The organism is Bdellovibrio sp. CKG001, assembly GCF_055397465.1.
In genome coordinates this window covers 2,405,817-2,431,472 of record NZ_AP029173.1, presented here as the reverse complement: position 1 = coordinate 2,431,472, position 25,656 = coordinate 2,405,817, and the positions used below count along the sequence as shown (strand labels likewise).

The 25,656-nt window shown below is 50.2% G+C and carries 25 protein-coding genes and 1 pseudogene; 14 read left to right on the top strand and 12 right to left on the bottom strand.

Annotated elements, in window-relative coordinates:
• From ACZ50P_RS11520 to ACZ50P_RS11500, 5 genes are read right to left on the bottom strand one after another with little or no spacing between them, the layout of a single operon-like run.
• Positions 1-561, bottom strand: a complete 561-nt coding sequence (locus tag ACZ50P_RS11520; protein WP_464131247.1) for a cbb3-type cytochrome c oxidase N-terminal domain-containing protein — start codon at positions 559-561, stop codon at positions 1-3.
• 1 nt (position 562) lies between these two features.
• The gene (locus tag ACZ50P_RS11515) at positions 563-727 is read right to left on the bottom strand and encodes a CcoQ/FixQ family Cbb3-type cytochrome c oxidase assembly chaperone (protein ID WP_347358684.1); all 165 of its coding nucleotides are present in this window, start codon (positions 725-727) and stop codon (positions 563-565) included.
• Positions 724-2,847 carry a cytochrome-c oxidase, cbb3-type subunit I gene (ccoN, locus tag ACZ50P_RS11510; protein ID WP_464131246.1) on the bottom strand — a complete coding sequence of 708 codons (2,124 nt, stop codon included), beginning with the start codon at positions 2,845-2,847 and terminating at the stop codon, positions 724-726. Before ccoN ends, ACZ50P_RS11515 begins: the two co-directional genes overlap by 4 nt.
• Entirely contained in the window at positions 2,844-2,972 is a 129-nt protein-coding gene (ccoS, locus tag ACZ50P_RS11505; RefSeq protein WP_464135208.1) for a cbb3-type cytochrome oxidase assembly protein CcoS, read from the bottom strand. Before ccoS ends, ccoN begins: the two co-directional genes overlap by 4 nt.
• A 23-nt stretch (positions 2,973-2,995) precedes the next feature.
• Positions 2,996-5,332, bottom strand: coding sequence for a heavy metal translocating P-type ATPase (locus ACZ50P_RS11500; RefSeq protein WP_464131244.1), 2,337 nt, complete (start codon positions 5,330-5,332; stop codon positions 2,996-2,998).
• A gap of 322 nt (positions 5,333-5,654) precedes the next feature.
• On the opposite strand from ACZ50P_RS11500, the gene nirK reads away from it, so the two are divergent.
• From nirK to ACZ50P_RS11480, 4 genes are all read left to right on the top strand, one after another.
• A complete protein-coding gene (gene nirK, locus ACZ50P_RS11495) occupies positions 5,655-7,070 on the top strand; it encodes a copper-containing nitrite reductase (protein WP_464131242.1) in 1,416 nt (471 codons plus the stop codon).
• Between the two features lie 18 nt (positions 7,071-7,088).
• Positions 7,089-7,841 (top strand): formylglycine-generating enzyme family protein, encoded by a 753-nt coding sequence (locus ACZ50P_RS11490; protein WP_464131240.1) that lies wholly within the window; start codon positions 7,089-7,091, stop codon positions 7,839-7,841.
• Between the two features lie 2 nt (positions 7,842-7,843).
• Positions 7,844-8,452: an SCO family protein gene (locus tag ACZ50P_RS11485; RefSeq protein ID WP_464120623.1), complete on the top strand. Its 609-nt coding sequence runs from the start codon at positions 7,844-7,846 to the stop codon at positions 8,450-8,452.
• 65 nt (positions 8,453-8,517) lie between these two features.
• Positions 8,518-8,775: a DUF2249 domain-containing protein gene (locus ACZ50P_RS11480; RefSeq protein ID WP_464120624.1), complete on the top strand. Its 258-nt coding sequence runs from the start codon at positions 8,518-8,520 to the stop codon at positions 8,773-8,775.
• Positions 8,776-8,825: 50 nt separating this feature from the next.
• Here the strand turns inward: ACZ50P_RS11480 and ACZ50P_RS11475 are convergent, their stop codons facing one another.
• Both ACZ50P_RS11475 and ACZ50P_RS11470 read right to left on the bottom strand, forming a co-directional pair.
• Entirely contained in the window at positions 8,826-9,290 is a 465-nt protein-coding gene (locus tag ACZ50P_RS11475) for a hypothetical protein (protein WP_464131239.1), read from the bottom strand.
• Positions 9,283-10,011 (bottom strand): Crp/Fnr family transcriptional regulator, encoded by a 729-nt coding sequence (locus tag ACZ50P_RS11470; protein ID WP_464120626.1) that lies wholly within the window; start codon positions 10,009-10,011, stop codon positions 9,283-9,285. Before ACZ50P_RS11470 ends, ACZ50P_RS11475 begins: the two co-directional genes overlap by 8 nt.
• Positions 10,012-10,165: 154 nt before the next feature.
• Here ACZ50P_RS11470 and ACZ50P_RS11465 point away from each other — a divergent pair, with 154 nt between their 5' ends.
• The 8 genes and pseudogenes from ACZ50P_RS11465 to ACZ50P_RS11430 form a co-directional block, all read left to right on the top strand.
• Entirely contained in the window at positions 10,166-10,849 is a 684-nt protein-coding gene (locus ACZ50P_RS11465) for a c-type cytochrome (protein WP_464131238.1), read from the top strand.
• A gap of 7 nt (positions 10,850-10,856) precedes the next feature.
• Complete coding sequence (locus ACZ50P_RS11460; protein ID WP_464120628.1) at positions 10,857-12,182, top strand: cbb3-type cytochrome c oxidase subunit I; 1,326 nt, start codon at positions 10,857-10,859, stop codon at positions 12,180-12,182.
• Positions 12,179-12,949 carry an AAA family ATPase gene (locus ACZ50P_RS11455; protein ID WP_464120629.1) on the top strand — a complete coding sequence of 257 codons (771 nt, stop codon included), beginning with the start codon at positions 12,179-12,181 and terminating at the stop codon, positions 12,947-12,949. The genes ACZ50P_RS11460 and ACZ50P_RS11455 overlap by 4 nt, the downstream gene beginning before the upstream one ends.
• Position 12,950: 1 nt before the next feature.
• Entirely contained in the window at positions 12,951-14,774 is a 1,824-nt protein-coding gene (locus ACZ50P_RS11450; RefSeq protein WP_464131236.1) for a nitric oxide reductase activation protein NorD, read from the top strand.
• A 121-nt stretch (positions 14,775-14,895) separates the two neighbouring features.
• Positions 14,896-15,510, top strand: coding sequence for a hypothetical protein (locus ACZ50P_RS11445; protein WP_464120631.1), 615 nt, complete (start codon positions 14,896-14,898; stop codon positions 15,508-15,510).
• 60 nt (positions 15,511-15,570) lie between these two features.
• Positions 15,571-17,025: a methyl-accepting chemotaxis protein gene (locus tag ACZ50P_RS11440; RefSeq protein WP_464131234.1), complete on the top strand. Its 1,455-nt coding sequence runs from the start codon at positions 15,571-15,573 to the stop codon at positions 17,023-17,025.
• Between the two features lie 111 nt (positions 17,026-17,136).
• Positions 17,137-17,274, top strand: coding sequence for a hypothetical protein (locus tag ACZ50P_RS11435; RefSeq protein WP_464120633.1), 138 nt, complete (start codon positions 17,137-17,139; stop codon positions 17,272-17,274).
• Between the two features lie 103 nt (positions 17,275-17,377).
• A pseudogene (locus ACZ50P_RS11430) lies at positions 17,378-18,442 on the top strand (NnrS family protein); the annotation flags it as partial.
• Here the strand turns inward: ACZ50P_RS11430 and nrdD are convergent.
• The 3 genes from nrdD to ACZ50P_RS11415 form a co-directional block, all read right to left on the bottom strand.
• Positions 18,384-20,282, bottom strand: a complete 1,899-nt coding sequence (nrdD, locus tag ACZ50P_RS11425; RefSeq protein WP_464120634.1) for an anaerobic ribonucleoside-triphosphate reductase — start codon at positions 20,280-20,282, stop codon at positions 18,384-18,386. The pseudogene ACZ50P_RS11430 and the gene nrdD overlap by 59 nt on opposite strands.
• The gene (gene nrdG / locus ACZ50P_RS11420; protein WP_464120635.1) at positions 20,279-20,746 is read right to left on the bottom strand and encodes an anaerobic ribonucleoside-triphosphate reductase activating protein; all 468 of its coding nucleotides are present in this window, start codon (positions 20,744-20,746) and stop codon (positions 20,279-20,281) included. The genes nrdD and nrdG overlap by 4 nt, the downstream gene beginning before the upstream one ends.
• A 97-nt stretch (positions 20,747-20,843) precedes the next feature.
• On the bottom strand, positions 20,844-21,488 hold the full coding sequence (locus ACZ50P_RS11415) for a Crp/Fnr family transcriptional regulator (protein WP_464120636.1): 645 nt from the start codon (positions 21,486-21,488) through the stop codon (positions 20,844-20,846).
• A gap of 106 nt (positions 21,489-21,594) precedes the next feature.
• Here ACZ50P_RS11415 and ACZ50P_RS11410 point away from each other — a divergent pair, with 106 nt between their 5' ends.
• Complete coding sequence (locus ACZ50P_RS11410; protein WP_464131232.1) at positions 21,595-22,869, top strand: acetyl-CoA hydrolase/transferase family protein; 1,275 nt, start codon at positions 21,595-21,597, stop codon at positions 22,867-22,869.
• Positions 22,870-22,902: 33 nt separating this feature from the next.
• Here the strand turns inward: ACZ50P_RS11410 and ACZ50P_RS11405 are convergent, their stop codons facing one another.
• Entirely contained in the window at positions 22,903-23,607 is a 705-nt protein-coding gene (locus tag ACZ50P_RS11405; RefSeq protein WP_464131230.1) for a Crp/Fnr family transcriptional regulator, read from the bottom strand.
• A gap of 11 nt (positions 23,608-23,618) precedes the next feature.
• Complete coding sequence (locus ACZ50P_RS11400; RefSeq protein ID WP_464131229.1) at positions 23,619-24,635, bottom strand: hypothetical protein; 1,017 nt, start codon at positions 24,633-24,635, stop codon at positions 23,619-23,621.
• Positions 24,636-24,829: 194 nt separating this feature from the next.
• On the opposite strand from ACZ50P_RS11400, the gene ACZ50P_RS11395 reads away from it, so the two are divergent.
• Positions 24,830-25,597, top strand: coding sequence for a hypothetical protein (locus ACZ50P_RS11395; RefSeq protein ID WP_464131228.1), 768 nt, complete (start codon positions 24,830-24,832; stop codon positions 25,595-25,597).
• Positions 25,598-25,656 lie beyond the last annotated feature (59 nt).

The window sequence follows — 25,656 nt, the reverse complement described above, 5'->3', positions numbered from 1 at the left end:
TCACTCTACAGCCTCTCCTTGAGGTTCTTTAGCACCTGGAGGATTGCTGCCTTTCTTGGATATAATAAATGCACTCACGGCATAGATTTCATCTTTTTTCATCACAGGGCCCCAAGGCGGCATGCCTTTTTCAGGAACCCCGTCACGAATAACTTTGACGATATCCATGCGTGTTGCTTTTCCGTGTAACCAATATTTATCTGTCAGATTCGGACCAATCAAGCCCTGAAGCTCCGGACCGTGGCAAGAGGCACATTTAGCCACATACTGCTGAGCCCCCAAAGCCACCATACCGTCCTTTTCAAAAGCCGCCTGCAATGACTCCTCAGTTTCCATCGGTGCCGTTGCCGTTGCGGTCGCTTGAGTTTTTTCGATCTCTTGCATGGCCACTTTCAGTTCGTCCTGCAAAGTCGGTCCGCCACCCAGTTCATAGTGTATGAAGTAGATGAAGGCAAAGATGATGGTGAGGAAGAACGTCCACAGCCACCAGGTTGGCATGGGATTATCGTGTTCGATAATCCCGTCATATTCGTGGAATTTGTCCTTGTTGTCGCTGCTCATTTTATTCTCCATCCTTCAGTGGAATTTGTTCCATATGAGAGTAAATTTCCTTGCTCGATTTGCGGTAAACCCAGAACAGGACTCCGACAAAGAACAGGAAGAAGATCAAGAGACCCATCGCCGTTAAATGCGTGTCCGTGAAATACTTCAAAGCTTCCTGTTTCATTGTACTTTCCCTTTCTGTCCCAGCGACTGAAGGTAGGCGATCAGGGCCACGATCTCTTTATCAGCAAGACCCTTCGGAGCGCCATTCGCTTCTAGGTCTGCAGCAATTTGCTGCGCTTGCTTCTGAGCGTGAATATCCGCATTGGCAATCACATCTTCGTCGTAAGGAACATCCAGTTTTTTCATGACGGACAATTTCTTGCGCAGAACTAGGAAGTCGGTTTTCTTTTCCGCCAGCCATGGGTAGCTCGGCATGATACTCTTCGGAGTCACTGCGCGAGGATCCATCATATGGCTATAGTGCCACAGATTTGGATACTTCTTACCCAAACGGGAAAGATCCGGACCTGTACGCTTGGAGCCCCATTGGAAAGGACGGTCGTACATGGATTCTTCCACTGTGGATGCCGGTCCATAGCGCATCACTTCAGCCGCGATAGGGCGGATTTGTTGCGAGTGGCAGACATAACAGCCTTCCTTCACGTAGATATCACGGCCTGCCAGCTCCAGCGGAGTGTACGGATCTGTGATATTATTCGGATTTACATATTTGTGAAGCGACAAAGTCGGGTAAATCTCGATCACAGACCCCACAGCGATTGCCAGGAAAGCCAAGACAGAGAAAGTGAAACCCATACCTTCAAGTTTGCGGTGAGTTTCTTTAGTCACTTCATCAAAGCCAGTGCGCTGAACTTCGGCAGAAGTGTCTTCTTGATTTTTTGGTGCCATCTTAACGGTTTTAAAGATGTTGTAGCACATCATAATGAAACCGATCAGGAACAGCAATCCACCCAAAGCACGCACCCAGTACAATGGAACGATACGAACCACCGTTTCGATAAAGTCAGGGTACGCCAAGGCACCTTCTTTATCGACCGCCAGCCACATCAAACCTTGAGTGATACCCGCAACTACCATGGAGATGTAGTAAAGAAGCACACCGGTCAATGCCAGCCAGAAGTGGTTTTCCAAAAGTTTTTTGGAATAAAGTTCAGTTTTCCACAAGCGGGGAACCAGATAGTAGATCATACCGAAGGACAGCATCCCATTCCAGCCAAGTGCGCCGGAGTGAACGTGACCCACGATCCAGTCTGTGTAGTGACCCAAAGCGGAAACGGATTTGATGGACAGAAGAGGTCCTTCGAATGTGGACATACCGTAGAAGGTCAATGCCGCCACGAAGAATTTGATCAGCGGCTCGGTTCTTAGCAAGTGCCAAGATCCTTTCAAAGTCAAAAGACCGTTGATCATACCACCCCAGGACGGAGCCCACAGCATCACAGAGAAGATCATTCCCAGTGTCTGCGCCCATTCAGGCAGGGAGGTGTAAAGCAAGTGGTGCGGACCCGCCCAGATATAAATGAACACCAAAGCCCAGAAGTGCACGATACTCAAACGGTAAGAGTAAACCGGACGGTTGGCGGCTTTTGGCACGTAATAGTACATCAAACCCAAGAACGGAGTTGTCAGGAAGAACGCCACCGCGTTGTGGCCGTACCACCACTGAACCAGCGCATCCTGAATACCCGCGTACACAGGGTAGGACTGGAACAAGGTCACCGGAATCTCGATGGAGTTCACAATGTGCAGTGTCGCGACAGTGATGATCGTGGAGATATAGAACCAGATCGCCACATACATGTGTTTTTCACGACGTTGGCGGATAGTTCCGAAGAAGTTCACAGCAAAGACAACCCAGATCACGGTGATGGCGATATCAATCGGCCACTCCAGCTCTGCGTATTCCTTGGATTGGGAATAACCCAGAGGCAAGGTGATGGCTGCCGCCACGATGATCAACTGCCAGCCCCAGAAGTGGATGCGTGACAAAAGATCCGAGAACATGCGGGTTTTCAGCAGGCGCTGGGATGAATGATAGATCCCGGCGAAGATGGCATTCCCCGCAAAGGCAAAGATCGCCGCATTGGTATGCAGCGGACGAAGTCGTCCAAAGGTAATCCATTCCAGATTCGCATTGAGCGGCCAGTAAGCCAGTTGTAGCGCCGCCACCAGACCAAACAGGAAGGCCGCAGCCGCCCAGATCATTGTGGCGAGGGTGAATTTTTTGACGATATCGTCATCGTAATAAATTTTTTCGATGAGATTCCCAGTTGTGTTCACGATTTTTTCCTTTCGTTTTCTTCGCTTAAAATTCGGTGTGCAGGTGTCTCAAGGTCGTCAAATTGACCTTTGGAGGTGGCCCAGAGGAAGGCCGAGACAAAGCCAACCCCCAAAAGCAAGGCCATCGGGATCATAAGCAGGATGATATTCATCGCAACCCCCACAAGGACGACAGAATGATAATGATCGAGCTGATCGGCATCAGAATCGCCGCCATCATCGGATTGATGAATCCAGCCAAAGCCAGAACCCCGCCGATAGAGTTATAAATCAAGGAGATCGAGAGATTGCGGATCAGCACCTGTCGAGTCTGATGGGCCAGATCGAAAAGGTCAAACAAGGGACGCAGTCCGCCACGAGAGAAGTACACATCGGCACTGTTCAGGCTGAGATCCACACTGCCTTTCACGGCGATGCCGACATCTGCGGCCTGAAGGCTCAGAGAATCGTTGGCGCCGTCGCCGATCATGCAGGTGTCTTGATAGCGAGATAAAATTTCTTTCTTATCCTCGGGGAACAGCTCGCCGTAGGCATTGTCACGAGAAATGCCGCAGGCCAAAGCCGCCTGTTGAACGCGGGATTTTTTATCCCCGGAAAGAAGGTGGCACTGATAGCCTTGCTTTTTCAGACGGTCAACAGCACCCGGAGAATCCTCGCGCAAAGCATCCAGGAAATAAAGACGACACAGGCTTTTGCCATCTTCCAGTACTTCAATGGCGGTTTCATCTTCATGAGTGCTTTCAGAAAGGTGGCGGATCTCGTAGTTTTTGCCATCAATGCGACCGCGCACACCATGGCCCAGAATTTCCTGGGTGTATTCCACTTTGTCTGGGCGAAGCGCCGAAGGCCAGGCCTGGCGCAAGGCAAAGGCGATGGGATGATAAGAGGCGGCCTCCAGACTCAGGATGATACCTTGAGTGCGGGCAGAAATCACCGCGGGTTCTGAGTGGGAGAGACTCAGACTGCCTTCAGTCAGTGTGCCGGTTTTATCAAAGAAGATATTTTTCACTTTCAGTATGCGCTCCAGCGTGGTGGCGTCTTTTAGCAGCACACCATTTCTTTGCGCTTTCTTCAACGCCAGGCCGAAGGTGAGCGGCGAGCCAAATGCCAAAGCACAAGGGCAGGCCAGAACGATCAGGGCCAGAGATCGGTTGAAGGCTTCGGTGGCGTTAATGTTCATATAGATCAGGAAGAACAGAATCGCGACGGAGAAGACCACCAGAATCAGTTTTTGCGCCAGTTTGTCCGTCAGGGCGATGAATTGGCTTTTTTGCAGAGCGCCCTGATCCAGTTGTGCAAACAAAAGTCCCAGCTTGCTTTGCGCGAAGGAGCGCTCTACGCGCACGAAGATGTTTTGATCTAGGCAGCGTGTGCCAGCAAACAGAATCATGCCGGAAGAAAAGACTTTTGGCAGAGATTCACCGTTAAACAGGGACATATCCAAAGTGGCCTGGTCTGAAAGCAGTTCGCAGTCCGCAGGCAAAGTTTGATTCTGTTGAATTTTCAGAATGTCACCCGTTTGCACCGAGCTCCACGGGATGGTTTCCGTAACGTCGCCATTCAAGCGCGAATACTTTTCAGTCTGGAAGAAGGACTTTATGCGTGACGGGGACAGGTAATTCTGCTGAACCCGTTTAAGCAGATAGCGCGCTGACAGAATGAAGAACATGAAGCTGGCGGTGCTGTCAAAATAGATCGCACCGTCATCACGAATCAGGTTGTAGGTGGAAAGGGCAAAGCCGGACAGCATGGCGATCGCAATCGGCAGATCGACGTTGACCACTTTATACTTCAAAGAGTTCCAGGCGCCACGATAAAAGGGGACGGCCGAGAAAAACAGAATCGGCAGGAACAGGGCAAAGCTGATCCAGTTAAAGACTGTGGCCCAGGTGCCCGCCAGACCTGCATAGACCGGGATGACAAAAAGCATAGTGTTGCCTGCGCAGAAGCCTGCCACCGCAATTCGCATCAGGAAGGTGCGGTTTTCTTTTTTATAACGTTCCGCCAGGTTGTCCTGGGCCGCCAAAGGTGTGGGTTTGTATCCGAGTTCAGCGATGACGTGGGCGGCTTGGGCCAGCGAGGCATCAGGAGCCAGCTGGATGGCCACGGTGGATTGACCGAAGTTCACCCGTGCTTGGGAGATGCCTTCATAGAACTGAGGCAGTTTTTCCAAGAGATGCACGCAAGAGGAGCAATGCAGGCCCTCGGCGAAGAACAGGTAGTTGAAGTCCTCTTGTTGGGGATGCAGATACAATCGACGGAACTCGTCTTTATCCAGATACCCGTATGCATTTTCCTGCTCGTTCAGAATCGGCAGGGGGCGAACATGTTGATCCAGCATCTCACATGCGTTGCAGCAATAAGGGGCCTCTTGAGTCGAGGTGCCGCAATAGGCGCATACTTGTAAGGCTTTAGAGTCCATAACCGCTCCGTTTATACTGGAAATATGCCCGGCTCCCTGAGGATTGAATATGATCGGCATCATGTCCCCATAAAAAACCACTGATAAAGACTTTTGCCAAGGTCTTTGGGTGCCATAAAAAGTTGCAACCCCTGAAAAAAAGCCGCTCTGTGGGGGAATCCGAGGGTAAATTCCATTTCAATAATCTTCCCACTGTAAAGTCTTTTTGGGAACCGTCTTTGATTCAGATCAAGTTTGTTAGATTTTAATTAAAATAAACAATTAATGATGGACTAAGTCACGCAAGAAAACGCATAATTCTTAAGGCTATTGATGGCCGTCATGTATTTCGTGTTGAAAGTTGTCGAGGATGTAGATGCGAAAGCATTCATCAAGGAGAAAAAAGATGAAAGACTGGAATTATAAGAAACTAATGCTACTAGCGACAATCGCGTGGCTGCCATCTGGTGTGATGGCTCAAACTATTAAAGGTGAAGAAGTTGCCGTTTTGACTGACGCGCCGGAAGTACCACCACCAATCACTCGTAAACATGCCACTAAAGTGATTGTGAACCTGGAAACTAAAGAAGTGAAAATGCGTTTGGCTGACGGTGTGGATTACACTTTCTGGACATTTGGAGGCAAAGTTCCAGGTAAGTTCATCCGTATTCGTGAAGGGGATCAGGTGGAATTCCATCTGCACAACCATCCTTCAAGCAAACTGCCACACAATATTGACCTTCATGCTGTGACTGGTCAAGGTGGTGGTGCTGAAGGTTCCTTCACTGCGCCGGGACATAGTTCTACATTCAGTTTTAAAGCACTGAATGCAGGTCTGTATGTCTATCACTGTGCAACTGCGCCAGTGGGAATGCACATCGCCAACGGGATGTATGGTTTGATTTTGGTGGAGCCAAAAGAAGGTCTGCCTAAAGTGGACCGTGAATTCTACGTTATGCAAAGTGAGTTCTACACTAAAGGTAAATACGGGGCTCCGGGTCTGCAACCGTTCAGCATGACTAAAGCGGTGGAAGAAAAAGCCGATTACGTGGTCTTCAACGGTAACGTGGGCGCTTTGGTGGGCGACAATGCCATGAAAGCAAAAACTGGCGAAAAGGTTCGTCTGTTTGTGGGTAACGGCGGTCCGAACCTGGTGTCTTCATTCCACGTGATTGGTGAGATCTTCGACAAGGTTTACGTTGAAGGCGGCAAGTTGGTGAACGAAAACGTTCAGACTACTTTGATTCCGGCCGGTGGTTCTGCCATCGTCGAGTTTAAGTTAGACACTACTGGAACTTTCATTCTGGTGGACCACTCGATCTTCCGCGCCTTTAACAAAGGGGCCATCGGTATGCTGAAAGTGGAAGGTAAAGAGGATCACGAGATCTATTCCGGAAAAACTAAAGACGGGATCTATCTGCCAGAAGGTGGTGTGATCCAGGAAATGGGTGCGGATGCTCCGAAGCAGATTCCGGCAAGAACTTTGGAAGAGCGTATCGCGGGCGGTAAACGTATCTATGAATCCTCCTGCTTCGCCTGCCACCAAAGCAATGGACAAGGTTTGCCGGGCGCGTTCCCTCCACTGGCGAAATCGGACTTCCTGAATAATAACAAGGAAAAGTCCATCTCCGCAGTGATCCATGGTCTGGAAGGTCCGGTGAAGGTCAATGGCAAAGAGTATAACTCTGTGATGCCTGCCCAGATCCTGTCCGATGAAGATGCGGCAAACGTGCTGACTTATGTCTACAGCATGTGGGGCAACTCGAAAAAAGTTGTGACTCCGGCTGAAGTCAAAGCGGTTCGCGACGCTGGTAAGAAGTAACACGAAAGGGGATATGAAATGGACGGATTCTTAAAAGCGCTTATTCTGGCCGCCGTCCTTTTCTGTCACTCGATAGGGGCTGCTCAAGAGATTCTTATTCCTGCCGGAGATTTCAAGATGCCGGCAAAACTGAATAAGAACAGTCTGAAGGTGGCCTCTTTTTATATCGACGCTCATCCGGTGACAAACTCTGAATATCTGGAGTTTGTGCGTAAGAATCCACAGTGGAGCAAGTCCCAGGTTAAAAAACTTTTTGCCGATGGCAGCTATCTTGAATACTGGAGTGGGGATCAAAGTTACGGTGATAAATCGTTAGCTTCCTCTCCGGTTGTTCGGGTCAGTTGGTTTGCGGCGCGGGAGTATTGCGCATGGAAAGGCCAACGCCTTCCATCGACCAATGAGTGGGAATACGTGGCTCTGAGCCCGTTTAAAAACCGCACAGAGATCAAGGATCTGATTTTGGAGTGGTATGGACGTGGCGCGGAGTGGCCCTTAAGGAACGTCAAAAAGAACAGTCCCAATAATCTGGGAGTTTACGATCTGCACGGTCTGATCTGGGAATGGGTGGAGGATTTCAACACTTCACTGGTAACTGGTGAGTCCCGGGCCGATGGTGGACTGGATAAGAATTTGTTCTGTGGAGCCGGAGCTTCGGCGGCCGCGGATCCGGCCGATTATGCGGCCTTTATGAGATTTGCTTTTCGCAGCAGCTTGCAGGCCAAGTACACAGTTCAGAACCTGGGCTTCCGCTGCGCAAGAGATAAGGAGTAACTATGAACGCGTCAAAAATTTCCTCGTTCGTGATGTTAGTGGCAAGTCTGGCTTTAGCTGCCAAGGCTGTGGCCTCTGATCAGCATCACCATCACCAGGCTCCGGCAGCCAAAGAAGCGCCCGCCGCCCTGAACGATGAATCCATTTATAATCTGAATTCAGAACTGCTGGACGAAAACGGCAAAAAGGTGAAGCTGGAAAGCATGCGTGGTCAGGCTGTGGTGATTTCCATGGCCTATACAAGTTGTGCTTACACTTGCCCATTGATTCTGGCGCAGATGCAGCAGATTGAAAAGAAGCTGGCAGAAAACGGCAAAAAACAGGTTCGTTTTGTGCTGGTCAGCTTTGATCCGGAAAAAGACACTCCTGAAGTTCTCAAAGCCTATGCCAAGAAAAAACAACTTAGCGGGCAGTGGAGTCTTTTGACTGCAAAGAATGACAAGGCCCCTCGCGAGATCGCCAGTGTTCTGGGGATCAAGTACAGCAAGGTTGAAGGCGGGGACTATGACCACTCGTTCATTATTACAGTGCTGGATAAAGAAGGTGTGCCTCGCGGTCGTCAGGTGGGTGCCAGTGCGGATCCCAAGGATCTGATAAAGTTCATCCCTTGATCTGGATCAAGGCTAAAGAGGATTTTTTTTCTTAAAGTGGATTCAACAACAAGGAGGAACTTTTCATGAAAGAGTTCGTTATTGAAGCCCAGAAAATTGATCCCATGCACCGTCATTCCTTTATCTTCGAAAGTTTTGACAGCTTGGAAGGTGGGGATAGCATTGTTATCGTAAACAATCATGATCCTGTGCCTCTGCTGCGTCAGTTTGGTGAATCCCGTCCAAATCAGTTCGTGGACGAGTATTTGGAAAAAGGCCCTGATGTGTGGAAACTGCGCCTGACCAAAAAGAAAAAAGAAGGCTGTTGCGGTTTCTGTGAATAAACGACGAAAAAAGAGAGAACACCTGTTCTCTCTTTTTTTGTTTGTGAGTCTTATGCCGCAATACTTTCACACAGAATAAACAGACACTGATCTTCCTTGGCGATATGCTGGCGTAGAAGTTTTTCGTAATCACGACTGAGGCGGTCGAATGCCTGAGGAAATTCAGCCTGATATTTTGGATAAGAAAGCAGCTTTAAGGCCTCGGCAATCTCGTGGCCCAGCACGTGCTCGTCCATGGGCAGGCTGAGAGGGTTTTGCGGGGTCAGCCAGGGAAAGCTGGCATAGGCGCGGGGACGGGGAAATCCGCGCATGTAAAGCCCGCAAAGATAGTCCCGGGGCCCTTTTTGTGGATTCAGATCCAGTTCCATACCACGGAAATAAGTGCACAGTGGGCCGCCCTTGCACAGAAGGGTATTGTCCGCCACGGCTGGAAACAGACTTTGTTCCTCCAGGGGGTGATGAACCTCCTCCACGAACTGAACAATTTCCAGAATGTCGACTTTATCATCAAACATTTTCAGTATTTGCTGATGTTCCTCGCGCAATTTTTTTAGAAGGTCTTTCACCTTGCACCTCCGTAAGAGCTTGTCGATCCAGAATTTCGATGTGACGGCCTTCAGTTCGGATCCAACCATTTTTGGTCCATTGACTTAATATTCGTATCACTGTTTCACTTTGACTGCCGATACGATCGGCAATATCAGCCCGGGTCAGGGGAATTTGCAAATAGCTCTGGTCCGGTCCCTGACGGTCCAGCAGTCGCAATAAAAAATCCGCGATGCGCAAGGGGGCCAACTTGTGGGACTTGCAAACGTCATTTTGAAATTCCAAGAATCGTTCTGAGATCTGGCGATTGACTCGTCGGCGCAGCTCGGGAATTTGCATCAGTGTATCAAAGAAAAAGCCCACGGGAATTTTAAGTAAGGTGGACTCTTCGTTGGAGATCGCAGAAGTCGGGTAACGCGGGTTCGGAAGCCCCGCCATGGCCACCCCGAGGAATTCATCCCGGCTAAGAAAGTTGAAGATCTTCACCGTATCCCGATCCATGGTTTCCTGGATTTTGAAGGACCCATACAGAACCAGATAAATGTGTTCAATGGGTTGCCCCTTTTCAAAAAGCACCTGGCGGGTCATCGTGTGCACAAGTTCGAAATAGGGTGATATTTCACGTAAATCCTTCTCGCTGAAGCGGCGAAGGAAGTCCTGTTTTTTGAGTATATTGACTATGTTCGACATAAGGCCCTCGGGAATAGAATGCCCGCCTAAATTTGTGCCAGATATGATCGGGATCAAAAAAAGGTGTTTTTTACAGGTGATTCTTGATTTGGATCAAAGAAGGTTCGTTTTTTGGATGTTAACTAACTTCGAAAGACTACAAGTCGGGAGCATCATGTTAACAAAATCACAGGCAAAAAACTTTTTCGTGATCGGAACGGTGCTCTGTTCAGCGGCCTTTGTGTTGCTGACCATTGATACCTTCCGACGTATTCCTAAACAAACCAATCAGGCTGAAATGACCCCCGAAGTGGTACGGGGAAAACATCTTTTTGATCGTAACAACTGCATGGGCTGTCACACCATTTTAGGGGAGGGGGCTTATTACGCTCCGGAACTGACAAAGGTGTGGGAACGCCGGGGCGAGATCTTTATCAAGTCCATGTTGCGCGATCCACAGGCCATGTATCCCAAAGATCGAAAGATGACGAACTATCACTTCACCGAAGATGAAATCAATGATCTTACGGCCTTTCTCAGATGGGTGGGCACAATGGATCTGAACGGTTTCCCACCAAAGCCTGATCTAGCCCAGCCCGTGAAAGCGGAGTCTGTGCATTTGGCTATGACTCAGCCGGCGGTTTATGGCCAGGTCTGCGTGGCCTGTCACACATTGCAGGGCTCCGGGGGGACCGTGGGACCGGCGTTGGATGGAATTGGCACCCGTCGTGACAGCGAATATCTGACCAGCTGGTTGAAAGACCCCTTTGTTTTGAAAAGTGATTCAAAAATGCCAAAGCTTCCTTTGACGGATGAACAGATCCAGGAACTGGTTGCGTATCTTTCGCAGATAAAATGAGGACAACATGAAGTATCAAACACAGAAAATTTCTTACTGGTTCTTTGCCACTTGTATGCTGCTGTTTTCCTTGCAGCTTGTTTATGGATTTATCATGGGCTTTGCGCACATGGGGTATGATGGCTTGCATGACATCATACCCTTCAATGCGGCCCGGGCCACGCACACCAATCTTCTGGTTGTGTGGCTTCTGACCGGTTTTATGGGGGCGGCTTATTACATCGTCCCCGAGGAAACCGAACGTGAATTGATTTTTCCCAAACTGGCTTATGTGCAGTTGGGGGCTTTGGTTGCTGTCGGTGTCGTCGCCATTGCCGGTTTTCACATGAACTGGTGGGAGGGACGTAAGTTCCTGGAAATCCCGCGACCACTGGATTACCTGGTGGTGGTGGACGTTTTGCTCTTTATCTTCCTGATCGGTGGCACCATCTGGAAGGGGCGTCGTTATACCACAACCAGCATCGTGTTGTTCCTGGGGCTTTTGATGGCGGCTTTGCTGTATCTGCCGGGCATGATCAACACCGATCATCAGACAGTGGATTCCTACTGGCGTTGGTGGGTGGTGCATCTGTGGGTGGAAGGTGTGTGGGAGCTTATCATGGGTGCGATCATGTCCTTCCTGCTGATTAAAATGACCGGCGTGGATCGTGAGATCATTGAAAAATGGCTCTACATCATTGTCGGATTTACCTTCCTGTCGGGAATTCTGGGTACAGGTCACCATTACTACTACATTGGAACTCCTCGCTACTGGCTGTTGGTGGGTGGGCTCTTCGGTGCACTGGAGCCGTTGGCTTTCCTGGGGTTTGCGATCTATGCCGTGGCAATGGCTCGAAAGGGTGGAAAAACTCCGGATAATAAGATGGCAATGGCATGGACCATGGCGACTGCAATTTTATCTTTTGTCGGGGCGGGGTTCCTTGGATTTGCCCACACTCTGCCTCAGGTGAACATGTACACACACGGAACCTTGGTGACGGCTATGCACGGACATATGGCGTTCTGGGGTGCTTATGCGTGTCTTGTTCTGGCGTTGATTGCCTATGCGATGCCAAAACTGACCGGACGTAATTTGCAGGACTCACGTATGAACGTATTTGCGTTTTGGACATCCAATATTGGCATGACCGCGATGACTCTGGCTTTCGGTGTTGCAGGGATTGCGCAGGTCTATCTGGAAAGAAAAATGGGAATGGATTTCCTGGCCGTGCAAAAAGAGGTCGAGGTGCACTTCCTGGGGCTGGTACTGGCCGCTTCGTTGTTCTCTGTGGGAATTGTGGCCTATGTCTGGAACTTTATCCGCTTCGGAAAACCAGTTGGCGAGGTTCAATGAAAACCTATTACCGGGAAGTCGCCAGCGAAGTTGACATTTTCACCAAGTGCTTTGAACAGCAGTTGCCCTTGTTAATCAAAGGACCCACGGGGTGTGGAAAGAGCCAGTTGGTGGCACACATGGCAGAAAAGCTGGGTCGCCCTTTGGTCAAAGTCGCCTGCAACGAGGACACCAGCAGTGCGGATCTTCTGGGGCGCTTCCTGATTAAAGGGGCGGAAACTGTATGGCAGGATGGACCGGTCACACGGGCGGTGCGCGAAGGCGCCATCTTGTATCTGGATGAAGTGGCCGAGGCCCGCGAAGATGTGATCGTGGCGTTACATCCTTTGACCGATCATCGCCGGGAACTTTACGTGGACCGCACCAATGAAGAACTGACGGCACCGCCGGGATTTATGTGTGTGGCCAGCTTTAATCCGGGTTATCAGCGAGGTTTTAAGGAATTAAAACCCTCAACCCGTCAAAGATTTGTCACAATAAGTCTGTCTTACCCGCAAGCAGAAGTGGAGACTGAGATTCTGCACCGGGTGACCGAAGTTGATCTGAAAACCTGTCAGCGTCTGGTTGAAGTGGGTAATAAGATCCGCGGGCAAAGACACCTTGAGTTGAAAGAGACCGTATCAACCAGACTGCTGGTTCATGCTGCACGTCTGTTCAAGTCCGGGTTGCCTTTGCGGCAGGCTTGCCTTTTCGGAGTTGGACAGTGCCTTTCTGACGACCATCAGGTGCAGGAAGGATTGAAGGATCTTATCTATTTGAGTTTGTAGTATGGATATCACAGAGAAGATTTATGAGGCGGCGGTTCGCTGGAAGAAACGTCGCCAGGAAAATGAGCTGGAGTCCTGTCGCTATCACTTGCAGGATTGTGACAAGGCACTGGCTTTGGTTTTACAGCCCTTCTTTGATGACACCATCGAAATTCACGCGGCCCGCCAGTCCGGCGTGATGGGGCGGGTGGTGTATCTGCCCGAGTCCATCCATTTCTTTCCTGTGAAGGAACGCAACCGTGACCTGTATTTGCATCAGGCCCTGTATCTGGCGGCTTCGCAGAAGCTTAAAATTCACTGGCCCGAGTTGGGCAGAAATGCTTATGCCCGGGCTTTGCATTTTGTGCGCCATAAAGCCCTTCTTCATTCGCAGATATCAAAGATGTATCCATCCTTTCCTGACTTTCATCAAAGTTTGCTTCAGGATTTTTTGCAAAGATTGAAAGCCCCTGCGAACGCGCCGGGGCGGCAGATGATTCAACTGCTTTCATCGGTCGAAACAGTCGCAGCAGCCGGATTGGATCCGGCACGATTAAAACGCAATGAACCGTTTCCTGAAGACCTTTGGCTTTTGTGGGGCGGGTTGAGTTCTGTGGCGGGCCCAACCTCGGTGCTTCCGGACAGCTCCCCACCGGCCAAGATGTCCCGGCAGGAATCAGAGCTTTCCATGCAGACGCACTTTGAAAAAGAAGAAGTGGATCTGGACAAAGAGGAACACAACCCAGTGACTCATTCTTTTGAAAAAATGGAAACGGTGGATGAATATCAGGGTGGAAGTCGGGTGGCCGACGGTTCGGATCAACTTCAGGAACACAGTGAGGCACTCAAGGAGATTCAGCCCCGTCATGTGACCCGATCCGGAGAAGAGGCGGCTTCCTTCTTTAAATCCGATTTTGCCCAAGGACCGGGGCGTGACAATGCCACGCACACGTTATCCAAGGCAGGGGAATTCTTTTATTATCCCGAATGGCACTTTAAGCGCAAACAACTTCTGCCGGACTTTTGCCGACTTAAAGTCACTACTCCAGAGCCTGATTCGGAAGGATCTCTGCGAGAACAGCTTCTGCAGCAGCAGAGTTCGTTGATTGAGCGCAGTCGACGACAATTGGACGAGGTTCGCAATCAAAGGAAGTGGCGGGGCGGACAGCTGGACGGCCCCGAAGTGGATTTGGATGCGTATGTTCGCCATCTCAGCGACGTGCGAAATAGGGTTTCTGCCAGCGGGCATCTTTATCAAAGTCAGTTTCTGCGACAGCGTGACATGCAGATACTGATCCTGCTGGATTTCAGTCTTTCCACGGATTCCTATGTGGCCAATCATCGGGTTTTGGATATTGAACTGGAATCTGTGGGCCTGTGGGGCTTGTTGCAAACAAACCCTGATGAAAACACCATCGTTGCGGGGACCTATTCGGAAACACGACACCACTGTGCATTTGAGTTCCTGAAGAAACAGGATGAAAAATGGGACCGATATTTTTCCCGTGTTCCGAATGTCGTGCCGCGCGGGTACACACGCCTGGGGCCGGCGATTCGTCATGCGACACAGTTGCTTCAGAAGTGCTCTGCCCGGCAGAAGGTGCTATTGCTTCTGACGGATGGAAAACCCACGGACTATGATGGTTACGAAGGACGTTACGGCATTGAAGACATGCGCAAAGCCTGTCTGGAGGCTGAGACCCTGCAGATCAGTACGAAAGCCTTTGCCATCGAAAAAGCGGCGAAACATTATTTTCCGCAGATGTTTTATTCCTACGAGATTTTGTCAGAACCAGCGAAGCTGCCAGAAAGTTTGATTCAAACTTTGGCGAAGTTGCGACGTTAGATGATCCCCGTCAGGTGGCGCTTTCATTCTGTTTTCAGGCGTGATTTTTTTTGCTGAATCCGTTGTTTCATTTTTGTGATCGCTTTATTGCAGGACCCACAAACAAAAAAAGGACCTGGTGATGAAGCGTTTTTTATTTCTTCTTTCAACTATTTTTTCTTTGCGAACCATGGCTTTGGGGCTGGCAGGGGTTTATCCAGAAAATAATATTCAAATGGAGTTACAACAACAGCGGGAAGCAGATGAGGTTTCCCGTGGGACCTTACTGGGCTATGGATTTTCACCGAAGTTAAATCCTTCTTTCAATCTAACAGAAGTGCGGTCTGGGGAAGAGGCCCATCTCCGCGCGGCCGTCGGAAATGTATCTGCCTGGGCGGGGGAGCTTATTCAGGTGGCGTTTGTGCCGGGTTATTCACATGATATCAGCGAAGGGGTGTGGCAGCTGTGCGGGGAAATGTCCGGGGATGTGACTGCACGCTGGACCCCTTACGGACGAGTGTCTTCAGAGCTCGCAGGGGAACACGATTTTTCTGCGGATTTTATAGCAGGTGTTCGCTGGGTGGCGGCAGGGGAACTGGACGTGATCCTTGAAAAACAATTGCACCGGGATCAGCTACTAAAAGCCGGAGTGAACTGGCGCTGGGACCAGAATATTGAGCTGAACGTCGAGGCAACGATTCCCTCTGTCGAACATGCGTGGGGTGTGGTTGTGATTTTCCAGCCGGGTGAGTACTAAGTATCAACTAAAGATCTCACAAAAAGGGGCCGATGTAAGTCGCCACATGGGAGGTTTTGGGTGCGTTTTGCTTCTTGGTTTAAGGGAATTCGTGGACGTCTGTTGGCGGTGGCTATTTTGCCGGTGATCGGTTTTGTGATTTCATCCGGTGTGGCCTTCAATGGGATCAACCGGGTGGGGGGATTGTTGGATGCAGCCCATGATGAAATCATTCCTGCAACCAAAGCACTCAATCATCTGATCATCGCCCGCAATCGATATGGCTATAACATCTTTGTGGCTTTGACGGTGGCTGACGATCCGGCGTTGAAAAAACAGCGTCTGGAAATCGCTCGCGAATCCATCGCTGAATGGAAGACCAACTTCGCACTGTATTCAAAGTTCCCGGCTCGCACCCAGGCCGAGCAACAAGGTCGTCAATACATTGAGCAGAATAAGGATCACTATCTAGGAATGCTGGAAAAAGTTGTCGAACTGGTCGAGCGGGGAAATCCCGAGGATCTGTCCGAGGCGCGCGCCCTTCTTCTGGGGGATATCTGGAGGATTGGTACTGAGATCGGCCGCAACAATCTTGAAATCTCCAAAAGCTATGAAAAACGTGCTGATGAGGAAAGTAAAGAATCCGAACGCGTGCAAAGCAGTGTCTTTTGGTGGACGGGTGTTATTAACACGACCGCCAGTTTGACGGTGATTGGAATCATCCTGTTGATCTCCTCACGCATGGCGAACGGGATCTCAGCCATTGCCACTAGATTGTCTGGCGCCAGCGGCAATGTGACTTCTTCAGTTGTGCAACTGAGCGAGGCTGGAACCACGCTGTCCCAGTCTTCCACAGAGGCCGCGGCTTCATTAGAGGAAACAGTGGCTTCGTTGGAAGAGCTCACCTCGATGGTGCAGGTGAATTCAGATAATGCCCGGCAGGCGGCTGCGGTTTCGGCTTCTTCGCGCAGTGCCGCCGAGGCCGGCGAAAGTGAGATTCGTGGATTGATTCAGTCCATGAATGAAATTTCACAGTCGTCCAAGAAAATTGAAGAGATCATTTCCGTCATCGACGATATCGCCTTCCAGACGAATCTTCTGGCATTGAACGCGGCGGTTGAGGCGGCGCGAGCGGGTGAGCAGGGGAAAGGCTTTGCCGTTGTGGCCGAAGCCGTGCGCAGTCTGGCGCAGCGAAGTGCGGTCGCCGCTAAGGACATCGCCACATTGATCAGCACCTCCGTAGAACAGATCGAAAGAGGCAGTCGTATTGCCGCCAACAGCGGTGTCGTTCTGGGGAGTATTGTTGAGTCCGTGAAAAAAGTGGCGGATTTAAATAATGAGATTGCCGCGGCCTCTGCCGAACAAAGTGCGGGCATTCAGCAGATTGGAAAGGCGATGAACCAACTGGATCAGGCTTCGCAAAGCAATGCGGCTTCTGCGGAAGAGATTGCTGCCACCAGTGGAGAAATCGGCGGACTGGCCGAAACAACCCAGCAGCTGACCGTCGAGCTGAACGTGATGGTTCTGGGGGCATGACCGGGATCAGTGAAAACGCGGATTGGCTTTTGCAATCAGCGATGACTTGATGTGAATCATGTTTTGCCTTGAAGCCACGCCGTAATCTTTCCTCATGAAAGTGAGGAGTTTATGGAGACAGTGAAACATGTGGTTGTCAGTGGGGTGATTGGAACCGTTATGGTTTCCGGAGCCTGTATCGGGATTTTTGCAGCCACGATGGGTATGTGTGGGGCCGCCGTTGTCGGTCTTTGGCTGGCCGGAGGCTAAAAAGGGGGCTGAGAGCCCCTTTTTCTTGATTCGAGTCAAGGCAGCCTTCATTGACACATGTTAGGTTCATTAGGGACCCTGCAAAGGGCGAAGTGAGGCTAATATGAGTACGACTTCAATGGATGCTTATCGTTATTTCTTTCCAGCGGGCTGGGTGATGGGAGTCTGGGGCGTTTTGCTGTGGATTCTTTTCCCCTGGAATCTGGTTTCTTATCCGGGACTGCATCATCCTGAAATCATGTCTGGTGGATTTTTCCTGTGTTTTGTCGCAGGCTTTTTGATGACCGCAGCCCCGAAGTTCACATCCAGTTTTGAACCGGCCCCGTGGGAGCAAAATCTTTCCATGGTTCTGATTCTGTCCCTTTTTGCCAGTTTGCTGCCACAGAGCAAGGTCTACTTCTACGCCGTTGTCACGGCACTGTTTGTTTTTTTGATGGTCTATATGTTCCGTCGTTTTTTTAATCGTCAAAGCAATCCTCCGGACTCTTTCCTGTTTGTCGGAGTGGGATTGGCCGTGGGATTGTTTGGCAGTGTCGTTTTGTTGTTAGGACAGTCGCTGGATGTTCCCGGAAATCTGTATTCCTTGGCACGTACCTTCCTGCTGCAGGCTTATGTGCTGTGTCTGGTGATGGGTGTGGGCAGTCGACTGGTGCCAGCTTTATTGGGATGGGCTCCGTTGCCGACCGAGGCGGGCAAGACGGTTCGGGCTCGCATTGGATTGTTCTCTTTATTGGCGGTGCTGTTCTTGGGCAGTTTCGTTGTGGAGGTTCTGATTCACGCGCGAGCAGGTTTTGTTCTGCGCGCTTTGGTGATGAGCTTTATTGTGTTTTTCTTCTGGAAGATTCACCGCAAACCCCAGCGCAAAGCTTTTCAAAGTTGGTTTTTATGGGGTTCCGCCTGGATGATGTTACTGGGACAATGGGCGACCGTGGTCGTTCCGGATTTCCGAATCCATTTGCTGCATGTGATCCTGGTGTCGGGTCTGGGGCTTATGACCTTTATGATCGCAACCCGGGTGACTTTGTCTCATGGTAAGCACAACATGGAACTGGAAAAAAGCTCCAAGGGGTTGTTCCTTGGAGCCTTGTTGATGGGGTTTGCCGGTTTAACTAGGTTGTCAGCGGGATTTGCTCCTCATATCTATCAGTCTCATTTGGTCTATGCGTCTTATACATGGATTCTGGGGCTGTTGATCTGGGGCTGGATTTTCCTGCCGAAGATGATCCGTGTGAAGTCGTAGGGTGATAGAAGCGTTTGGCCGCCTCGATCTGACGGGACTTGCTGAACGCAGAAATGCGTTTCAGGTATCCGATCACACGGGTTGCATGGTCCACATCGGGGCTGCCACAACTGCTGCATTTGTACAAAGTCCTTTTGTCGATATGTTCGCATTCATTGCAGATGGTGATCTTGATATTCACGCACCAGTAATTGCATCCGGAAAGGGCCGCGGCACGAATCAGTTTCAGAAAACCGTCGGCGGTCAGCTTTTCTTCCAAATTCAAATGCAGGGCGGAACCTCCATCCAGATATTGCATCATTTCCTTGCCATGCAGATCCATTTTGTCCAATGAATTCACTTCGTCATTTTCGACAATATAGAAATAAGAGTTGTAACAGTCGCGCGGGACATACAATCCATCCTTGCGGTCCCACTGGGCGTTTTTCACCCCCAGGTTTTCAGCCGGAACAAACTCGGTGTTGAACATATAGCCAAATTTCTGACGGGCTCTTTTGTTGGCGTCATAGATGATTTTCAGTTTTTCCCGCACGAAGTCCTTGTAAGGGGCCTCATTGGCAATGCTCAGGCCTGAGTATTCCGCCGCTTCTACCATTCCGTTTATCCCGATGGTCAGGAATTGTTTATCCAATGAGATAAACCCTGCCGTATAGGCACTGAGCAATCCGGCTTCAAAATACTCCTGCATCAATTGGCGATAAGCGACCTGATATTTTTGAACTTTTTCAACCGTGGTCAACAGATCCAGTTTTCGCTGCACCAGGCGGTTCATATTAATGGTGATAACGTTGATGGACCCTGTCGCCACACCTCCGGCACCCAATGAATAGCTGAACGTGTTGTCCGAGATTTCGTTGCGCAGGCGGCAGCAACTGGCCAGACTGTCGGCGGAGTCGCTCATATACATGAAGAAGCTGTTGCCCTCGCTGAGTTCGCGGGCGCACATGCCTGCAAAATCATTGTCGCGGGGGCCGTTCTCATCAATCAACATCGCGGCGGTGACCACAGGGAATGTCAGAATCGCTTTTTTTCGTTCTTCATTAAACCAGGACATAAAGTGCGCTTGTAATTTTTTGACACTGTCCCACTGTGGCAGATCTCCGTTCGGGAAGACAAAGTCACCAAAAAGAGATTTGAAATAGTATTCGTCATAAGCCGAAATATTCCAGAACACCGATTGATAGCCACGCGCGGCCGCAGGCTGGTTCAGGGCATACACAACATGTTGCAAGTGATTGTTGATGATGCGAGTGTGAGTTTGCAGATAGTTGTCGCCGTAATCCTTGCGGGCAAAGTGATCAAAATACATCAACCATTCGACTGTGGCCACAGCTCCGGCAAACTGCGCGGAAATGGCAAAGACCAGATTTACAAAACAGCCACAGAAGCTTTCCAGATGTTGGGGGGCCTGGGATTCACCGCCCAGATCTTTCAAGCCTTGCAACAGCAACGGGTACATGGAGATAGAGGCGCAATAAGGTTTTAGCGATGTTTCGTCGTGAACATAGATTTCATGGCTTTCGATTTGGCGGACATACTCTTGCGCCAGGTTCGGACCGAAAAGTTCTTCGATCTTGTTTTGCACCAGTGTGCGGTTGATCTGGATATTGATGTCCTTGTTGATCTCTGCTTCCAGTGTCGCAATATTTTTCAACGTCACATTGGCATTGGCATCCAGCTTCGAGCCTTCGGCAGCATTCGGCGCGGCTTTATATTGTTGGACGAATTCGATCTTTTTCTGAATCTGTTCCGGTGTAAGTCGGATCATAGGGAGGTCTCCTTTGTGTTGTGTTGAAAGAGGTGGTTAAGAACTTTTCCAGTGTTCAGATCCCTAAAGACCTGATTGGTTGTCGGGGAGGACAGTCCGCCCCGGGCCTGAATCCATGGACCGGTTTTCAGGTAATCCAGATGTTGCTCCAATCGTTGGGGGACTTTTTCCAGTCCCGTGTACAGCGCGGTTTTAAGGTGATGACTGCGCCCCAGTTGCAGAAATTCGCACAACTCGGACTCATGCCATTCACCGCCCAGAAACAGTAGACAGGAAATGCGATGACGATATTTTTCGATCAAAGATTGTAAGAGGGGGGTGGTCAGCGGGGTGCCGGTTTTTTCGGTCCACAATTCGGGAGAATGGCAGCCCGGACATTTGAGCGGGCAGCCACAGACATAAAGGGCCAAAGAAATATGATGAGGAACTTCCTGGAAAACGATGTCGTACTTGTAGATGTTCATGTCTCGCTCCTGATAAAAGGATTCACGAGAACTTTTAATTGAACACTACAAATCCGCCAAAATCATGATCAGGGTCACTAGCCGTAGTGGTCCAGTGTTATCGCACGGATTTCAGGATCTGAATCTGTTTGTGATTCATCTTAATGATGTCCTGCTGCTCGAGTTCTGCCAAAGTGCGCGAAAAGGTTTCTGGACGCAGTCCCAGCATCAGGGCCACTTCGTGCTTCTTGCCTTCCAGATGAACCACGGGCGTTTGCTGTTCGGATTGCAGGCGCTCCAGATAATTCAAAACCCGATCCTGGGCCGAGGGTGTACTGATATTTTCGATGACCTGATTCAGATTGGTCATCCAGCGCACCAGAGAAGACACCACCGATTGATACAATAAAGGATTTTTCGCGAGGATATCCTGCAGGTCTTTTTTGGGAAGGTAGAAGATTTCGCAGGCTTCAGAGGCGGAAGCTGTGTCAGCTTGTTTGGATTGTCCCAGCAGGCTGCCTTCACCAAAAGTTTTGCCGGGCCCCAGAAGTCCCAAGACCACTTCTTTACCGTTGGATGAAATTTTAGAGATTTTCACCGTGCCTTTGACAATCAGATAAAGACCCTTGGCCTCTTCTTCCTGTTCAAAGATGACCGTATTTTTGGGATAGGTTTTCTTCTGAATGAAACTCAGAATCTGCTCTGTGACTTTCTCTTCCTGGGTGGAGCAGATGGGGCAGCCATCCACGGGATTCTTTTTCATATTCACCTCAGTACCAATTTAGCAGGAAATGGGGCGGACGTCATGTTAAAGCTTGATGTACCCACCTAAACGGATAGGATGCAAACTAATTGATTCGGAGGAAGTCGTGCCTAAGTTTGTATCCGCAGACGAAGCCTTAAAAGAAGTTCAGTCGGGCCACCATGTATTTATTCACACCGCAGCGGCAACGCCGCAACAATTGGTCAAGGCGCTGGTGCGCCGGGCTCCTGAAGTTAAGAACGTGAAAATATATGCCATTCATACAGAAGGCGACTGTTCCTACGCACTGCCAGAGTATGAGAAGAACTTTGAAGTTCACAGTTTCTTCAATGGCGCCAATCTTCGCAAAGCCCGCGCAAATATCAACTCCAGTTTTGTCCCAATTTTCTTAAGTGAAGTTCCTCAGTTGTTCTATCGTGGGATTGTTCCGTTGGATGTGGCTTTGATTCAGGTGTCTCCGCCAGATCGTCATGGCATGTGCAGTCTGGGGCCGTCTGTGGATGTTTCCATCGCGGCAGTGCGCACAGCCAAAAAAATCATTGCACAGGTCAACCCGCGCATGCCGCGCACCTTTGGTGAATCCCAGTTTGAATTTAACAAAATCGATTTTGCGATCCCTGTGGATGAGGAGCTTTACATCGCCTCCGCAGCAGATCCTGGTGATGTGGAAATGCAAATCGGGCGCAATGTCGCAAGTCTGATTGAAGATGGTGCCACCCTGCAAATGGGAATCGGTGCGATTCCGGATGCAACCTTGCGGGCCTTGCACGGGCATCGCGATCTGGGGATTCACACCGAGATGTTTTCAGACGGGTTGATTGACCTTTATAAAGCCGGGGCCATCACCAATCGTTTAAAGCCGCGTCTGACGGGCAAAGTGGTTTCAAGCTTTGTGATCGGCTCACGCAAAGTCTATGACTTTATCGACGACAATCCTGACGTCATGATGATGGATGCCAGCTACACGAATGATACACACGTCATTCGTCAGAACCCAAAGATGATCGCCATTAACAGCGCGATCGAAGTGGATCTTACCGGACAGATCTGTGCCGACTCCATTGGCAGCCGCATTTATTCAGGCATTGGTGGCCAAATGGACTTCATGAGAGGCGCAGCCCTGTCACCGGGAGGAAAACCGATCATCGCCTTGCGTGCCAGTTCCAAGAAGGGTGTTTCCAAGATTGTTCCGACCTTGAAGCCGGGGGCGGGTGTGACGACCACGCGCGCGCACGTTCATTATGTCGTGACCGAATACGGGGTGGCCCCTTTATTTGGCAAAACTTTAAAAGAAAGAGCCGACGCCTTGATCGCCATTGCGGCGCCGGAAGTGCGTGAAGAGCTGAGCCGTCAGGCCCACAAGATGCTTTACGATATCTAAGAAATATTTTTTCGATAAGCGGCGAAAGCCGCTTTAGTCGACTTCGGCGCGTTCGCGCAGTTTGTCTTTGGAAAGAATGCGGATGTTGCGTCCGTCAGTCTGATCGATGATGCCGTCTTTTTCAAATTGCGACAGCGTGCGGATCACGGTTTCAGGGGTGGTTCCTGCCCACTGTGCGATTTCCCGGCGAGTCCAGCTTTGATGGACGAAGTGCTCTTGCAGGAACAACAAGGCCTCAGCGATACGTTCAGAGGCTCCTTTGTCCATTTGGCCCATCCATTTTTCTTCCGCCATGCGCAGATCTTTTGAGATGTGCGAAAGCAGTTTCATTGCCAATTCTGGATGAGTCTTAAAGATGCTCATGATTTCAGCTTTAGGCACAAAGCAAAGTTCGCAGTCCTCCACCGCCACGGCGGAGGCATGGTAAGGCTCATTGGCAAACAGGGAGCGATAACCCAAGGTGCCACCAGGACCGATCAAGCGCAGCGTGTGTGCGGCGCCGGCCGGGGAGGTGACTTCCAATTTCACCAGTCCTTTTTGAATTGTGAAAATACCCAAGGGGTCATTCCCAGAATAAAAGATCACCTGACCACTTTTAAAGCGACAGGTGACGCGGGCTTTTTCCATCAGCAGCAGCACGTCCGGAGACGAGCACAGCAAGCTGTCAAAACGCGTTTCGCAGTTTTTGCAGGAATCCAGATTTACAGGCGAGTGACCGCAGTCTTTTTTTAAGGACATAGACCCCCAGCTTAGCAGATAATTGCCGGGCCGTCATGAAAGTTTATTGAGAGTGCGTCGTGTAGCAAATGTTCGTCTTTAGGACTTTCGAACAGGGGCGTATTGAGACGCTGGGCCGCATTTAGTGCCTCAGTGGGGAACTTCCAAGGCTTGAGACTGGCCTCATACAGCTCCTGAAACTCCCGCTCGGCTGCCGGTGGCAGGGGGTTTTTCATGTCCAAGCCATCGCGGCGTTTGAAGTAGCCCAAAAGGACGGCTTTCAGGGTTTTCAGCAAGTGAAGAGGAAACGAGTTCATGTCCGACATCAGATACTCAAACTCGGATTTGAAAACCTCATCAGACTTTAACATTTCTTGAATTTTCGGCAGAGCAAAGATCACAGCCAAGCGTTGACTGAAATGGATCTGCGCTGCCGCCTTCACGGGATCGGCAAAAAAGTGATCGGCATGAATCAGGTCATGAACAATGAATCCTAAGACGTCTCGGCCCTCTTCAACGAAACTCTGCATTTCATTGAGCGTTTGCAGCATCGAAACACAGCGCTGACCTTGAGTTTGTAGCGACAGAACTTCAAAAGGCGTCGGCACGAAAGAACACAGCTGCAGCGGATAGCGACCAGCCTGCCAAGCCATCAGGGACTGTGGCACAGACAGGGGAATGGATCGCCAGCTTTGCGAGCAGAAGTAGGATAGAAAATCCCCGCTGTGAGCAAAACGGCGCAAGGATTTGGCGTGACGAAGCGATTCAGGAAGTTCCCCGCAAAGGCACTGCAGGAAGTCCGAGGCTTGAAAAGAGGGCTTTTCAGGCAGCGCCGCCAGCGGCTGATTGTGAGGGCCCCCTAAAAAATCCACAGGCCGTCGCAAGAAAGCAAAAACGGCTATATAAGCCGCCGCGATTTCCGCATCTGACAGAGCTTTCGCGCGCCAGAGCTCCAGAAAAGGTTGCAAACATTGGTGTGCCAAAGCACTTTGATTTTTTAAAAAACCATCATCCAGCAGACGATGGCGGAAGCGACCGGCACGTAACATAATCCCTGTTGTAGGCAATCCTGCGGTGGAAGTCTAACAATTTGCTCTTTGCACACCGCGATTCATGCGTTTTTTGTCTTAAGATAAGACGTTCTTTCGTGAATTTCCTTCTAAGGGCAAATCTGGCGCGCTTGAGAGAATAAATGAAATATCCACCTTTGTTGCAGGTTTTGCTCTCTGCTACCCTAGAGGGCATGAACACTACCAAGACTCATGGTGCTGTTGTCCTGTCATTGTTGCTGGCTTCCGGGTGGGGTGTTGGGTGCTCTCCGGGGGCGAGTTTTGATGCCATTGCGGTTTCTGACTCTGTCGAAAGGGCGGCGTTGCAGTCCTCAACTGACTGCGCAACCCCTCGAGGTGTTTCCGGGCGGCCTGCAACTATCGAAGACGTGGTTGCTTTGGTGAATTCATTGCCCAAGCCGGTCACAGTGCGCTGCTTTTTAGAAAGCCTGGAGCGCCCGCTGAATGTCGCCTTAACCAACAGTCAAATGAGCGGGCAGCCAGCCGCAGGCAACCGCAGTCCGCGCATTTTTATCTTAAACGAAAAGCTTTACATGTCCGTCGTACCAGAGGGGCGAGGACGGGATTATCTGGAGTTGAGTTATCAGACCTCTACAACAACGTCGATCAAGGCGGAAATAGAATTCCCGGTGATGCAACCGATCGCCAAAAGCAGACCTTACAGCAATGTGCGTTTTGGCTCGGGAACCAACTGCAGTTCCTGCCATCGGGCGGAAAAGCAGGTCGGAACCATCGAGGATGTTCCTTTGTTTGAATCCTGGGCCTACCAGCCGGACAAAGAAACCCTGGTCGATTTACAGCAATTAAAGAATGAACTAAAGGTCTGCAATTTTGATAAGGAACCCGAAAGGTGTGGCATCATCAGAGCTCTTATGAACAACGGGGAAATAAGAACTCAGGCCTTCCCCAAAAGCATGTACTTCAATTTCTCTGTCTGGTGATCAGGCGCACGGGGTGGCCCTTGCGGCTTTTTGTTCGTTTTCTGTTTTTGTTTTCCAGC

What these genes read in the sequence shown, in the direction of transcription:
- ACZ50P_RS11520 (WP_464131247.1), bottom strand. Translation starts at nt 561, where the DNA reads ATGAGCAGCGACAACAAGGACAAATTCCACGAATATGACGGGATTATC.
- ACZ50P_RS11515 (WP_347358684.1), bottom strand. Translation starts at nt 727, where the DNA reads ATGAAACAGGAAGCTTTGAAGTATTTCACGGACACGCATTTAACGGCG.
- ccoS (WP_464135208.1), bottom strand. Translation starts at nt 2,972, where the DNA reads ATGGCCTTGCTTTTGGGGGTTGGCTTTGTCTCGGCCTTCCTCTGGGCC.
- ACZ50P_RS11500 (WP_464131244.1), bottom strand. Translation starts at nt 5,332, where the DNA reads ATGATGCCGATCATATTCAATCCTCAGGGAGCCGGGCATATTTCCAGT.
- nirK (WP_464131242.1), top strand. Translation starts at nt 5,655, where the DNA reads ATGAAAGACTGGAATTATAAGAAACTAATGCTACTAGCGACAATCGCG.
- ACZ50P_RS11490 (WP_464131240.1), top strand. Translation starts at nt 7,089, where the DNA reads ATGGACGGATTCTTAAAAGCGCTTATTCTGGCCGCCGTCCTTTTCTGT.
- ACZ50P_RS11485 (WP_464120623.1), top strand. Translation starts at nt 7,844, where the DNA reads ATGAACGCGTCAAAAATTTCCTCGTTCGTGATGTTAGTGGCAAGTCTG.
- ACZ50P_RS11480 (WP_464120624.1), top strand. Translation starts at nt 8,518, where the DNA reads ATGAAAGAGTTCGTTATTGAAGCCCAGAAAATTGATCCCATGCACCGT.
- ACZ50P_RS11475 (WP_464131239.1), bottom strand. Translation starts at nt 9,290, where the DNA reads ATGTTTGATGATAAAGTCGACATTCTGGAAATTGTTCAGTTCGTGGAG.
- ACZ50P_RS11470 (WP_464120626.1), bottom strand. Translation starts at nt 10,011, where the DNA reads ATGTCGAACATAGTCAATATACTCAAAAAACAGGACTTCCTTCGCCGC.
- ACZ50P_RS11465 (WP_464131238.1), top strand. Translation starts at nt 10,166, where the DNA reads ATGTTAACAAAATCACAGGCAAAAAACTTTTTCGTGATCGGAACGGTG.
- ACZ50P_RS11460 (WP_464120628.1), top strand. Translation starts at nt 10,857, where the DNA reads ATGAAGTATCAAACACAGAAAATTTCTTACTGGTTCTTTGCCACTTGT.
- ACZ50P_RS11455 (WP_464120629.1), top strand. Translation starts at nt 12,179, where the DNA reads ATGAAAACCTATTACCGGGAAGTCGCCAGCGAAGTTGACATTTTCACC.
- ACZ50P_RS11450 (WP_464131236.1), top strand. Translation starts at nt 12,951, where the DNA reads ATGGATATCACAGAGAAGATTTATGAGGCGGCGGTTCGCTGGAAGAAA.
- ACZ50P_RS11445 (WP_464120631.1), top strand. Translation starts at nt 14,896, where the DNA reads ATGAAGCGTTTTTTATTTCTTCTTTCAACTATTTTTTCTTTGCGAACC.
- ACZ50P_RS11435 (WP_464120633.1), top strand. Translation starts at nt 17,137, where the DNA reads ATGGAGACAGTGAAACATGTGGTTGTCAGTGGGGTGATTGGAACCGTT.
- nrdD (WP_464120634.1), bottom strand. Translation starts at nt 20,282, where the DNA reads ATGATCCGACTTACACCGGAACAGATTCAGAAAAAGATCGAATTCGTC.
- nrdG (WP_464120635.1), bottom strand. Translation starts at nt 20,746, where the DNA reads ATGAACATCTACAAGTACGACATCGTTTTCCAGGAAGTTCCTCATCAT.
- ACZ50P_RS11415 (WP_464120636.1), bottom strand. Translation starts at nt 21,488, where the DNA reads ATGAAAAAGAATCCCGTGGATGGCTGCCCCATCTGCTCCACCCAGGAA.
- ACZ50P_RS11405 (WP_464131230.1), bottom strand. Translation starts at nt 23,607, where the DNA reads ATGTCCTTAAAAAAAGACTGCGGTCACTCGCCTGTAAATCTGGATTCC.
- ACZ50P_RS11400 (WP_464131229.1), bottom strand. Translation starts at nt 24,635, where the DNA reads ATGTTACGTGCCGGTCGCTTCCGCCATCGTCTGCTGGATGATGGTTTT.
- ACZ50P_RS11395 (WP_464131228.1), top strand. Translation starts at nt 24,830, where the DNA reads ATGAACACTACCAAGACTCATGGTGCTGTTGTCCTGTCATTGTTGCTG.